At 56.4% G+C, this 11,240-nt stretch carries 14 protein-coding genes; 6 read left to right on the top strand and 8 right to left on the bottom strand.

Annotated features, from left to right (window positions below):
* Window positions 1-117 precede the first annotated feature (117 nt).
* Genes G560_RS0107615 through G560_RS0107625 form a run of 3 tightly spaced genes read left to right on the top strand, consistent with a single transcriptional unit; the run spans window position 118 to window position 2,392 of the window.
* The gene (locus G560_RS0107615) at window positions 118-777 is read left to right on the top strand and encodes a Tim44/TimA family putative adaptor protein (RefSeq protein WP_028913853.1); all 660 of its coding nucleotides are present in this window, start codon (window positions 118-120) and stop codon (window positions 775-777) included.
* Complete coding sequence (gene mltA / locus G560_RS0107620; RefSeq protein ID WP_022703723.1) at window positions 777-1,820, top strand: murein transglycosylase A; 1,044 nt, start codon at window positions 777-779, stop codon at window positions 1,818-1,820. Before G560_RS0107615 ends, mltA begins: the two co-directional genes overlap by 1 nt.
* Entirely contained in the window at window positions 1,820-2,392 is a 573-nt protein-coding gene (locus G560_RS0107625; protein WP_022703724.1) for a Smr/MutS family protein, read from the top strand. Before mltA ends, G560_RS0107625 begins: the two co-directional genes overlap by 1 nt.
* Here G560_RS0107625 and G560_RS0107630 read toward each other — a convergent pair.
* Window positions 2,375-3,604, bottom strand: coding sequence for an MFS transporter (locus G560_RS0107630; protein WP_022703725.1), 1,230 nt, complete (start codon window positions 3,602-3,604; stop codon window positions 2,375-2,377). The genes G560_RS0107625 and G560_RS0107630 overlap by 18 nt on opposite strands.
* Window positions 3,605-3,737: 133 nt before the next feature.
* Window positions 3,738-5,042, bottom strand: coding sequence for an ATP-dependent protease ATPase subunit HslU (gene hslU, locus G560_RS0107635; RefSeq protein ID WP_022703726.1), 1,305 nt, complete (start codon window positions 5,040-5,042; stop codon window positions 3,738-3,740).
* Between the two features lie 132 nt (window positions 5,043-5,174).
* Between hslU and G560_RS0107640 the strand changes: the two genes are divergently transcribed.
* Window positions 5,175-5,780 carry a WYL domain-containing protein gene (locus G560_RS0107640; RefSeq protein ID WP_022703727.1) on the top strand — a complete coding sequence of 202 codons (606 nt, stop codon included), beginning with the start codon at window positions 5,175-5,177 and terminating at the stop codon, window positions 5,778-5,780.
* A 1-nt stretch (window position 5,781) separates the two neighbouring features.
* On the opposite strand, the gene hslV is transcribed toward G560_RS0107640, so the two are convergent.
* The 4 genes from hslV to G560_RS20600 all read right to left on the bottom strand — a co-directional run bounded on the left by hslV (window position 5,782) and on the right by G560_RS20600 (window position 9,012).
* Window positions 5,782-6,342 carry an ATP-dependent protease subunit HslV gene (gene hslV, locus G560_RS0107645; protein ID WP_022703728.1) on the bottom strand — a complete coding sequence of 187 codons (561 nt, stop codon included), beginning with the start codon at window positions 6,340-6,342 and terminating at the stop codon, window positions 5,782-5,784.
* Window positions 6,343-7,181: 839 nt separating this feature from the next.
* Window positions 7,182-8,189 carry an LLM class flavin-dependent oxidoreductase gene (locus G560_RS0107650; RefSeq protein WP_022703729.1) on the bottom strand — a complete coding sequence of 336 codons (1,008 nt, stop codon included), beginning with the start codon at window positions 8,187-8,189 and terminating at the stop codon, window positions 7,182-7,184.
* Window positions 8,190-8,266: 77 nt separating this feature from the next.
* Entirely contained in the window at window positions 8,267-8,686 is a 420-nt protein-coding gene (locus G560_RS0107655; RefSeq protein WP_022703730.1) for a DUF3010 family protein, read from the bottom strand.
* 149 nt (window positions 8,687-8,835) lie between these two features.
* Complete coding sequence (locus G560_RS20600) at window positions 8,836-9,012, bottom strand: tryptophan-rich sensory protein (RefSeq protein WP_231575932.1); 177 nt, start codon at window positions 9,010-9,012, stop codon at window positions 8,836-8,838.
* A gap of 355 nt (window positions 9,013-9,367) precedes the next feature.
* On the opposite strand from G560_RS20600, the gene G560_RS0107660 reads away from it, so the two are divergent.
* A complete protein-coding gene (locus G560_RS0107660; protein ID WP_022703731.1) occupies window positions 9,368-9,844 on the top strand; it encodes a CIA30 family protein in 477 nt (158 codons plus the stop codon).
* Window positions 9,845-9,951: 107 nt separating this feature from the next.
* On the opposite strand, the gene G560_RS0107665 is transcribed toward G560_RS0107660, so the two are convergent.
* Both G560_RS0107665 and G560_RS0107670 read right to left on the bottom strand, forming a co-directional pair.
* Window positions 9,952-10,629: a type 1 glutamine amidotransferase domain-containing protein gene (locus tag G560_RS0107665; protein ID WP_028913854.1), complete on the bottom strand. Its 678-nt coding sequence runs from the start codon at window positions 10,627-10,629 to the stop codon at window positions 9,952-9,954.
* Between the two features lie 11 nt (window positions 10,630-10,640).
* Window positions 10,641-10,883 (bottom strand): hypothetical protein, encoded by a 243-nt coding sequence (locus G560_RS0107670; RefSeq protein ID WP_269430473.1) that lies wholly within the window; start codon window positions 10,881-10,883, stop codon window positions 10,641-10,643.
* A 123-nt stretch (window positions 10,884-11,006) separates the two neighbouring features.
* Here G560_RS0107670 and G560_RS0107675 point away from each other — a divergent pair.
* On the top strand, window positions 11,007-11,240 hold a 234-nt coding region (locus G560_RS0107675; protein WP_244870034.1), incomplete at its 3' end, for a helix-turn-helix domain-containing protein.

Below are 11,240 nucleotides of genomic sequence, written 5' to 3' on the forward strand. Positions count from 1 at the left end.
GCGTGCGGGGCGGTAGACTTGGCGGCACCCACACCCTACATAAGGATTAAGGGGCGTAACACCAACACCCCAATCTGTTTTGCGGGGGCATTGGCCCCCGGCTTTCTGAGGTTTGATATGAACTCTTCGCTGATCCAACTTCTTGTTCTGGCTGGGATTGCCGTTTTTTTGATCCTAAAGCTGAAATCCGTGCTTGGCACGCGGGAAGGTTTTGAAAAACCCCCTGTACCGCTTGAGGATGCTAAACCACGGGCTCGCAAAGGGTTTGAGGTGATTGATGGCGGGCCGGACCGCGATATCATTGACCATGTCCCCGAAGGATCCGATACCGCCCGAGCACTTGCTGCGATGAAGGGGGCCGAGCCCAGCTTTTCTGTGGCGGAATTTCTGGGTGGTGCCCGTGGTGCTTATGAGATGATCTTCATGGCCTTTGAAAAAGGTGAGATGGAGCGGATCAAACCTTTTCTTGGAGAGGATGTGTTTGAAAGCTTTTCCGAGGCGGTGACCGACCGAGAGGCGCAGGGTCTGACCATTGAAGCGACATTTATCGGTATCCGTGAATTGGCCGTACAAAGCGCCGAGTTTGACGACGCCACCCGCGAAGGTGAAGTGGCTGTGCGTTTTGTGGCCGAATTGCATTCCGTTGTGCGCAACAAACTGGGTGAGGTTGTCGAAGGCAGCCCCACCGCGATCAAGCGTCAGCGCGATGTTTGGACGTTTTCGCGCCAGATGGGGGCATCTGACCCCAACTGGTTGCTGGTTGCCACCGGGGATTGATGCGTGGCGCGGCCCGCCTTTTCGCATGGGCCGCAGTGCCCGTGCTTGCGCTGGGCCTGACGGTAGGGTCGGCCATGGCGCAAATGCTGGAGTTTTCGGATTTGGACGGGTGGCAGGATGACAATCATCGTGCTGCCCTTTCCACATTCATCGACACCTGTTCCCTGCTGAAAGACCCCGATTGGACCCCGATTTGCCGCCTTGCCCCTGATGCGATGGCATCCGATACATCGGCGCGCACTTTCTTTGAGATGCTGTTTCGGCCCGTCATGATTGGCACGGCCCCTGCCCTTTTTACGGGGTATTATGAACCAGAACTGGCAGGATCGCCGGTCCGCAGCCCACGTTACGCCTATCCGATCTATGCCCGTCCGCCCGAGGTGCAGGATGGGCAGCAATGGCTGGACCGCGGGGCAATTGAAACATCGGGTGCGTTGCGGGGCCGTGGGTTGGAGATTGCGTGGCTTGAAGACCCTGTAGAGGTGTTTTTCCTGCAGGTTCAAGGCTCTGGCCGGATACGCATGCCGGATGGGCGCGCTGTGCGTGTAGGATATGCAGGGCGAAACGGGCATCCGTATCGGTCGGTCGGCAAAGAGCTGATCCGCATGGGGGTTTTGGACGAACACAGCGCATCGGCGCAAAGCATCAAGGCCTTTGTACGAGGCAACCCAGTGATGGGGGCCGAGATTTTGCGGCACAATCCGTCCTTTGTGTTTTTTCGACGCTTGCCTGACTTGCAACCCGAAAAGGGGCCGATTGGCGCGATGGGGCGGTCAATTACAACGATGCGCAGCCTTGCAGTGGACCCAGATTATACCCCATTGGGTGTGCCCGTTTGGCTGGAAAAAAACGGGCGCAACCCGCTGCGGCGCTTGATGATTGCCCAAGATACCGGCGGCGCGATCAAGGGCGCGCACCGGGCCGATATTTTCTATGGCACCGGCTTTCAGGCGGGGGAGGATGCGGGCACCGTCAAGGATTCTGGGCGCATGGTTGTTTTGCTGCCGATAGAACGTGCCTTTGCGCTGGCCGAGGTGGAATAATGGCGCGCCGCAGATCGTTGCACCCCGAAGAGGAGGAGCTGTGGAATGCGGTCGCACGCACGGCCAAGCCGATGCATGCCCCGATCTTTCGCCGTAAGGTCGTTGAGACACCTGCCGAGTTTCCTGAACCGCCCGTAAAAACGCATGCCGTGCCACGCATCGCGCCCTTTCGTCTGGGTGAAAAACCCGCCAGTCCGCGCCCGCCAAGTGCGGCCTCGAATGCCTTGCAAATGGATGCCAAAGCCTTTGGCAAAATGACCCGCGGCAAGCTGGCCCCCGAAGCGCGGATTGACCTGCACGGGATGACCTTGTCCGAGGCGCATCCAGAACTGATCCGGTTTATCCTGAACGCCCATTCCAGCGGGTTGCGGTTGGTTTTGGTGATAACCGGCAAGGGCAAACCGGGCATGGATACAAACCATATGCCGCAACGCACCGGCATTTTGCGCCAACAGGTGCCGCATTGGTTGCGCCAGCCGCCCTGCGCGCCTGCAATTTTGCAAGTGACCGAGGCGCATTTGCGGCATGGCGGCAGCGGTGCGTATTATATCTATCTACGGCGTTTCAGGTAACGCTCGCCGCGCGTTTCGCAGTGGGACCAGCATGATCAGAACCGCAAAAATGAACGAACCCGCGATGGCGTAAAGCTGGGTTTCAAACCGGATCCCTGCATCTATCAACCAGCCTGTCAGCCCCGGCCCGATGGCTGACCCAAGAACCATTACCGCAGCCACAGCCGCCTTAATGGATCCGATATGCTGTGTGCCGTAAAATTCGGCCCAGACGGCGTTGGGAATGGTTGCCTGCCCGCCGCCTGCCATGCCCATCAGGATTACGCCTGCCGCTGTCCACGCTATGCTGGGCGCATAGGCATGCAGGGCAAAGGCGATGACGAGGGGCAGAAGGTAAATTGGCAAGAGGCGGGCGGCGCCGAAGCGGTCTATCGCCCACCCATAAATAACGGTGAACAGGCCAAAGGTAAGTGTGCCCAGCGGGAACACTGCGACGAGGGACAGATGATCCCAACCCTTGATCGAGGCGAAATGGACTTGATGGAACCAAAACGCGGTGCCAAAGGCGGGAAAGAACATCATCGCGGGGGTCAGCGCCCAAAACAGCGGATGGCGCAGCGCTTGAGCCCGCGTCCAGTGGTGGCCATTCATGCCCAGCGTGGCCGAAGTTTCAGCAGCGCTTTGTGGGGTGCGTTCCAGCCGCAACAGGCGGTGCAGGATGGGCGTGCAGGCAAGGCAAAGCAGGGCAGCGGCGACCCAGAGGTGATGCCATTCAAAATGCTGTTTCAGCCAGACAAAGCTGATTGGCATCAATGCCTCTGCCGTCATAAAGCCCATGGTTGCCACGGCAAGTGCGCGGCCACGTGCGGCAACAAACCAACGGACCATCGCGACGGTGGCGACGTGGCTGGTCATGCCTTGGCCGGTAAAGCGCAGGGCGAAGATAACCAAGGGCAAAGCGGCGGCCCAAGGATTGAACGCCATCGCGAGGCAGGCAAGCGCCAAGAGGCCAACCACCGCCACGCCCAAAATGCGAACACGAAACCTGTCGGCGAGCCCGCCGGCAAAGACCATTGCCACTGCAGACATCCCTGTGCCCGCCATATAGATCAGGCCCCAGTCGCCGTTGGTCAGGCCAAACTGCTCGCGGATTTCACCGCCAAAGATCGAGATGAAAAAGGTTTGCCCAAAGCTGGACAGAAAAGCGAGGAGCGCGCCTGTGGCGAGGAATGGCGCGTTGTCGCGCAGGAAGGCGAGAGTGGGTGTTTTCATCCATCTTTGATGCTGTGGATTTGGGGTGGAGGGAAGCCTAAAACGTAGGTTTATTTGGCAGACAGCGGGGGCCAGCCCCCGCACCACCGAAGTATTTTTGCCAAGATGAAACGGGGGGTCCGGTTTTGGGGTATTAAAGGACGTAGCGCGACAGATCGGTGGAGCGGGAGAGTTCGCCGAGATGTTGTTCGACGAATTCGGCGTTAACCTCGACCGACTCGCCATCACGGTCGGGGGCGGTGAAGGACAGATCCTCGAACACCCGTTCGATCACGGTGTAAAGGCGGCGGGCGCCGATGTTTTCGACAGATTGGTTTACTTCGGCGGCGATGCGGGCAAGCGCTTTGATACCGTCTTCGGTGAAGGTAACGGTCACGCCTTCGGTGCCCATTAGCGCGGTGTATTGCAAGGTTAATGCGTTGTCGGTTTCGGTCAGGATGCGGACAAAATCGCCTTCCGTCAGGGCGCGCAACTCAACACGGATCGGCAGGCGACCTTGGAGTTCAGGTAGCAGGTCAGAGGGCTTGGCTGTGTGAAAGGCACCGGAGGCGATGAACAGGATATGGTCGGTTTTAACGGGACCGTGTTTGGTGGAAACGGTGGTCCCTTCGATCAAGGGCAGCAGGTCGCGCTGCACGCCTTCACGTGAAACATCGGCACCACGTGCATCGGCGCGGGCGCAAACCTTGTCGATTTCATCAATAAAAACAATGCCATTCTCTTGAACCGCCTCTAATGCGGCCAGCTTCACCGCCTCATCATCCAGCAGCTTGTCGGCTTCCTCGGACACCAGCAGATCGTAGCTTTCGGCCACGGTCAGTTTGCGTTTCTGGGTGCGACCCATTTTGCCGAACAGATCGCCAAGGTTCATCATGCCGCCCATTTGGCCGCCGCCTTGGCCAGTCGGGTCAAAGGCGGCAAAAGGGTTGGTGGTGTCGGCAATTTCCAGTTCGATTACCGTATCGTCCAGCTCGCCTGCCTTCAGCTTACGACGAAACATATCGCGGGTTTGTTCGCGGGCGTCTTTGCCGGCAATCGCCTCGATCACACGGTCTTCGGCGGCAAGGGCGGCGCGGGCCTTCACGTCTTCGCGCATATGGGCGCGGGTGTCGATCATCGCGGCATCGACCAGATCGCGGATAATGCTGTCCACATCGCGGCCGACATAGCCTACCTCGGTGAACTTGGTCGCTTCAATTTTCAGGAACGGTGCGCGGGCCAGTTTCGCCAAACGGCGGCTGATTTCGGTTTTGCCGACACCTGTTGGCCCGATCATCAGGATATTTTTGGGATACACCTCATCGCGCAAATCATCACCCAACTGCTTGCGTCGCCAGCGATTGCGTAGCGCCACGGCGACGGCGCGTTTGGCATCATTTTGGCCGATGATGTAGCGGTCCAGTTCAGACACGATTTCGCGGGGGGTGAGGTCGGTCATGTGGCGGCTCCTGTCTCGTTCATGCATCACTTAGACAGCGCGCCCAGGGGTTTCAACCAACAGACTGGACAGACGCGCGGGCTTTGCGCGATATACCATCCTTTTCCAACCTCAAGCGCAAGGATACCCGCCATGTCGGCCCGCGATAAGACCGATGCACCCCACACCCTGACCCGTCGTGCGTTGGCGCGCTGGTTTGGTGCAGGCGCGGCATCTATTGGCTTGGGGGCTGGGACGGTTGTGGCGGCTCCGGTTGTTGATCCTGTTTTGCGGGATGCGGCGTTGCGGGGGCTGGCACTGGTAGATCACCGTGCCGACCCGATAGCGGCGGCAGCAGCAGAGACCGCGTTGAAACGTCTTGCAGAGACTGACCCAGAGGGCGCGCTGCTGTGTCGGCTGTACCGTAAGCTGGACGTGCGGCCCGCAGGCGGTTGGCGCAGTGATGCGGGGGCGGCGCAGGCCAACGATCTGACGCAGTTGCATACGGCGCTTGAAGCCAGTAGGCCCGTACGGTTTGAGTATACCGATCTGTCAGACCAGCAGTCCACCCGGACGGTTTTGCCGCTGGCGCTGGTGCATCCGCCGCAAGGGGTGAAATTGGTGGCTTGGTGCGAAAAGGCCGAAGGGTACAGACAGTTTTTTGTACGTGAAATGCGCGAGCTGACCACCCAAGCGGGTGGGTTTGGGCAGGATCGTTTGGCGCTGCTGCAAGGACTGGTGGAAAAGGAAGGCGCCTAGATCAAAGCGCTGCAATCGTTTCCACGGTTAAATTTCCGTTCGTATACACGCAAATATCGGCCGCGATTGCCATCGCTTTGCGGGCGATATCTTCAGCCGCCATATCGGTCGTCATCAACCCCCGCGCGGCGGCCAGTGCAAAGTTGCCACCAGACCCGATCGCGGCAATATCATGTTCGGGTTCCAGCACGTCACCGGCCCCCGTAATGACAAACAGATCGGTGCCATCGGTCACGATCAACATCGCTTCCAAATTTCGCAAGTACTTGTCCATTCGCCAGTCTTTGGCCAGATCAACGGATGCCCGCGCCAATTGCCCCGGCATTGCCTCTAGCTTTTTTTCCAGCCGTTCCAGCAGGGTAAAGGCATCAGCCGTAGAGCCCGCAAAACCGCAAACCACATCGCGCCCACCGGGCGACAAGCGGCGTACTTTGCGCGCCGAGCCTTTGATCACAGTTTGCCCAAGGCTGACCTGCCCATCGCCGGCCACAACAACTTGCCCGCCCCGCCGTACCGCAAGGATCGTTGTGCCATGCCAACCTGGAAATTTGTCTTCGGCCATCTGCGCCCCCTGTACTTACAAGGTTATATATGGCGGCGGACAAGGTGAGGTGCAAGTCGAGCGGCATCAATCGGTCCAAAACGTCGACGGTAAACCTGGTGCAAAGAGCAAGCAGTGGCTTGTGGACCGCTCGTTTAGAGATAAGGGAAAAGTGGTGCCGATGATAGGACTCGAACCTACTACCTCATCATTACGAATTTTGCCGTCCATGTGTTGGACGTGACCGGACCAAGCCGCTTAAAGTCGTACAACCCATTGTGATCGCTTGATTAATTATCGCCTCTATCTTGGATGGTGCCGGACGACGCAGGAGAACGTTTGACGTACATCCCCTACTAATGCCCTAGTAATAGGAACCGCCGAGTCTAAATACTGCCGCCTCTTTCGAATGTTGGAAACTGGAGTCGGCTGGCTGACACAACAGGTTAGCTGCGGCTTGCCAGGTTGGTTGGGTCAGGGCCCGCAAACACGGCAAACCCCACCCCAAGCATAGGCTTACACACTTCCGGCAGGCGGCGCTCTTTCGGCCGCCCTCTCTTTTGCGCTATGCCGGACCTTTACAGAACTTAGGCAACTTGATCCGCGGCGCAGGCCAAGACCGGACGTTCGGATAACTTGCAGCGAACGGCAGATTTGAGCACACTTTTACCGTTTTTCTTTGGCGTTTTTCATAGTCTCCGTGAGCCAAAAAAATCGTCTTGGGCTTACCTGCTTTAGACCCCAATAAGCGCAACTCCTGTTAGTAGTCATTCGCCATAGCCGGTACCCTTGCAGGGTTCATTGTATTGTCTGCTCTGGCCGCCTTCTATCACTTTTTGCGCTGACAAAATAAGTCATGACTAAGCCGCCTCGCAAGCCTTCGAAATGTCGGAGAGAGCCTCTGCCGCTATCGCGAATGACCTTAAACGCGCGGCATGATCGTGGATCATTCCGGTCACCATAACTTCTTCTGGTTGGTAACGTTCAATCAGGGCTGCGAGTTCACGACGAACCGTTTCAGGGCCGCCTGTTGCCGAACAGGAGAGGGCTTGTTTCACTTGCGCAAGGACCGGTGCTGAAATTTCTCCTGACAGATCCGAAACCGGATGCGGTAGTTTACCAGGGCGTCCTGTTCGCAAGCGGGCGAAGGCAAGCATTTGGGATGATCGCAGATACGATGCTTCATCATCAGTTGCCGCCGCGCAAACCCCGGCAGCCAACATGAAGTACGGCTTGGCAAGCCACTGGGAGGGGCGGAACGTCGATCTGTAAGTTGCAATCGCATCCTCAAGCATGGCGGGCGCGAAATGCGAGGCGAACGCATAAGGCAACCCGAGATAAGCGGCAAGTTGAGCGCCATAAAGGCTGGAGCCGAGTACCCAGACCGGAACATGGGTGCCTTGTCCGGGAATGGCCCGAATTTGCGCCTCACCTGAAGCGTCGTCGAAATACCCTAGAAGTTCCGTCACATCCTGCAGAAAGTTCTCGTTGGCTTTCATATTTCTTCTGAGGGCGTGTGCCGTTACCCCATCGGTTCCCGGAGCTCGGCCAAGCCCAAGATCAACCCTCCCCGGATAAAGCGTGGCAAGCGTGCCAAACTGCTCGGCAATTACCAGCGGCGCATGGTTAGGAAGCATGATGCCCCCAGCACCAACGCGGATGGTCTTGGTGGCCGATGCGACCGCCCCTATCACGACAGCGGTTGCAGCACTTGCGATGCCCGGCATGTTGTGATGCTCGGCCAACCAATATCGATGATAGCCGCTAGCCTCGGCATGGCGCGCCAGGTCGATTGTATTGCTTAGGGCATCAGCGGCTGTTCCACCTTCGGGGATAGGTGACAGATCAAGCAGAGAGAAATGCTGCAACTTTGGTTCCTTGTTTTCTGTGTGCCCAATTAGGTCAAAAAGAGGGCGGATCGTTACTGGCGCAGGTAGTTAGGAAATCAGCTCCGAGTCAAAGCATAAGCACCGGCAAGAAAGGCGTTCTTTAAATAAACTAGCAACTTCTCGGGATACTCTTCAACTTCCTTCTTGGCGAATTGAGCAAGGGCCACCGGACTGACAAACCGCGCGTGACACCCCTCCAAGAGTTGGATTAGAGTATCGATTTTGAAGGATACGGCTCCACCGGCCATTCTGCCTTTTTTGGCACGGGTTTTGATCACAAAGGTATCTACTTCGTTTTCGCGAGAAAACTCTTGAAGAGCCGCCAGGAATGATCGCAGGTCGATCTCAGATGTATCGTCGTCGAGCTCAATCCGTGTGGTCTTTAGTCCAAGCATCTCGATGATGCCTTCATCATTTTGGTGGACGACGGATAAATGTACTTCCTTTGCTGATATCTCACAACCGCATACCACCATGTACTATTCCTTCATGTGTTAAATCCACACTACTACTCTTTTATGATCTGATAACCCAATTACCCGGTTCTTCATCTTTCAGTGTTGGGCTATCTGTTTTTCGCTCGGTGAGTGGGTCGTAAGCATTTTTAAAGTGGCAGTGCCAAAACTCACAAATTCGCTATGTCCAACGGTTTCTGATCGGGGTTCAGGCGCACCATGGACAGGGTTAATGCTGCCGCCACACTTACCCACGCCAAATAGGGTATGAATGCTAGCCCGGCCCATGTGTCCAATTGCCAATGGGTTATTGTCGCCCCCAGAACCGCGCACCACAGGCAGGCCACCCGGATCAAAAGATCCCCATGAGTTAATCATCCGTCTCGGACGTGCAGCGGAGGCATTGGCGGAAGATCCTCGAGATGCAAATTTCGTTCAGGCCGCTGCCACATTTCGAAAATTGGAAGAGGTCGTACGCTCCCATTTCGGCTACGAGGAAACTGAATTGGCGGAGGCCATCGGGTATTACCTCGGGGCGATCTGATAGCGCACTTTAGAGGCTTCAGCATCTTCGACATCAAAGGGCTTTCGTCGCTCAAGGTAGCATATCTTCATATCTGATCACTCGCTTCGCTTCCGTATTGTGAGTGTTCAGGCAGGGTGCCAAAGTCTTGAGCATTACAATGGGGAGGGAGCGTAAAGATGGAATTGAACCCAAAGTGGGAATACGTCGCTGACGGAGTTATGGGCGGTGTTTCTAGAGGTGGGATGCAGGAAGAGATGTTTCGGGGGCGCATGGCCACCGTGTTGCGCGGCGGCGTCTCGTTGGATAACAACGGTGGCTTTGTTCAGATTGCCTTCGACCTCTGCCACGATGGTGCTGGATTTGATGCAAGTGATTGGGATGGCATTGAGCTAGAAACCTGCGGCAACGGCGAGCGCTATGACATTCGTTTGCGCACGGACCAATTGACGCGGCCTTGGCAGTCGTTTCGATCTGACTTTATTGCCGCGCAGGAATGGCGCAGCCATCGGGTCGCGTTTGATGCGGTTGAGGCACATAAGACCGATGCCCGTTTCGATCCTGCACACCTAAGGCGGATCGGTATTCTTGCGATAGGTCGAGAGTTTCAGGCTGAGGTGGCTGTCGCGAATATACGCCTATATCGATCAGTCTGAACGCTGGCAGAGAAGTCAGAGGAAAGCCAAATTCGCTTAGCGGCAACGCGTAAAGATAACCTGCGACGCAAAACTTGCGCCGCAGATTTAGGATCAGGTGTAAGGCTCTATCCCAGCAGGGCCAGTATTTCCTGTGCCGCTGCAGCCGAGGACGCAGGATTTTGTCCTGTTACAAGCTTGCCATCGCGCAGCACAAAGCTTGCCCAATCAGCACCTTTTTCATAAGTGCCGCCATTGGCTTTCAACATATCCTCGACCAAGAATGGCACGATGTCTGTCAGGCCAACCGCATCTTCTTCGGTATTGGTAAAGCCAGTCACGCGGCGCCCCGAAACCAACGGCTTGCCGTCTGTGCCAAGAGTATGACGAAACACAGCTGGTGCGTGACAAACTGCGCCAACGGGACGGTCCGCTGCAGCAAACGCCTCAATCAGGCGCTTGCTGTCGGCATCTTCGGCAAGATCCCACAGCGGGCCGTGGCCGCCGGGGTAGAAGATTGCGTCAAAGCCCGCCTCAGTCACATCTGAAAGTTTAAGCGTTGTAGCGAGATGCTTTTGCGCCTCATCATCAGCCTTGAAACGGCGCGTGTCATCCGTTTGTGCACCGTCAGCATCACTGGACGGATCAATAGGTGGCTGACCGCCTTTTGGCGATACGAGTGTGATGTCTGCGCCCGCGTCTTTGAAGACGTAATAAGGTGCTGCGAACTCTTCCAGCCAGAAGCCGGTTTTCTTGCCTGTGTCGCCCATTTCATCATGCGACGTGAGAACCATAAGAATTTTCATGTTTTTATCTTTCATTTATGGCCAACGCGGATCACGCGCTTGCCGAAGTTTTCGCCTTTCAAAAGCCCAACAAAGGCCTCTGGTGCGTTTTCCAAACCGTCGATGATCTCTTCGCGGTATTTGATTTTATCCGCAGCAATCCATGCGGACATTTCCTTGGCGAACTCAGAATAGAGATGTCCGAAATCGTCAAAAATGATGAAACCCTGAACCTTGACCTTTTTGCGCAGAATTTGACCCATCAGCCAGTTCATGCGATCTGGCCCGTCGGGCTGTTGATTGTCACTGAGAACTGACCCGGCAACAGCAAAAATTGTCACTGAGAACTGACCCATGTGCAACCTTGCCTCAGCTTGAATCAGCTGGGGGCACTTGGAGTGATAGACATGAGTTTTTTAAAAGTTATCCGGGGATGGGCGCTGCGAGAGAAGATGCCCATTCGCGAGATCGCGCGGCGCACGGGCATCTCGCGCAACACGATCAAGAAGTATTTGCGGGAGGGGATTGTTGAGCCAGCGTTTCAGACGCCGGATCGTCCGAGCAAGCTGGATCCGTATGTCACTCAGCTGACAGCATGGCTTGTTTCGGATCAGCGCAAATCACGCAAAGAG

The sequence above is a fragment of the Pseudorhodobacter ferrugineus DSM 5888 genome (genome assembly GCF_000420745.1).
In the GTDB taxonomy this organism is placed as follows: domain Bacteria; phylum Pseudomonadota; class Alphaproteobacteria; order Rhodobacterales; family Rhodobacteraceae; genus Pseudorhodobacter; species Pseudorhodobacter ferrugineus.

Excerpts from the sequence above, each read along its gene's own strand:
- G560_RS0107615 (WP_028913853.1), top strand. The coding sequence starts at position 118 with ATGAACTCTTCGCTGATCCAACTTCTTGTTCTGGCTGGGATTGCCGTT.
- mltA (WP_022703723.1), top strand. The coding sequence starts at position 777 with ATGCGTGGCGCGGCCCGCCTTTTCGCATGGGCCGCAGTGCCCGTGCTT.
- G560_RS0107625 (WP_022703724.1), top strand. The coding sequence starts at position 1,820 with ATGGCGCGCCGCAGATCGTTGCACCCCGAAGAGGAGGAGCTGTGGAAT.
- G560_RS0107630 (WP_022703725.1), bottom strand. The coding sequence starts at position 3,604 with ATGAAAACACCCACTCTCGCCTTCCTGCGCGACAACGCGCCATTCCTC.
- hslU (WP_022703726.1), bottom strand. The coding sequence starts at position 5,042 with ATGACCGACCTCACCCCCCGCGAAATCGTGTCTGAACTGGACCGCTAC.
- G560_RS0107640 (WP_022703727.1), top strand. The coding sequence starts at position 5,175 with ATGTCGGCCCGCGATAAGACCGATGCACCCCACACCCTGACCCGTCGT.
- hslV (WP_022703728.1), bottom strand. The coding sequence starts at position 6,342 with ATGGCCGAAGACAAATTTCCAGGTTGGCATGGCACAACGATCCTTGCG.
- G560_RS0107655 (WP_022703730.1), bottom strand. The coding sequence starts at position 8,686 with ATGGTGGTATGCGGTTGTGAGATATCAGCAAAGGAAGTACATTTATCC.
- G560_RS0107660 (WP_022703731.1), top strand. The coding sequence starts at position 9,368 with ATGGAATTGAACCCAAAGTGGGAATACGTCGCTGACGGAGTTATGGGC.
- G560_RS0107665 (WP_028913854.1), bottom strand. The coding sequence starts at position 10,629 with ATGAAAATTCTTATGGTTCTCACGTCGCATGATGAAATGGGCGACACA.
- G560_RS0107670 (WP_269430473.1), bottom strand. The coding sequence starts at position 10,883 with ATGAACTGGCTGATGGGTCAAATTCTGCGCAAAAAGGTCAAGGTTCAG.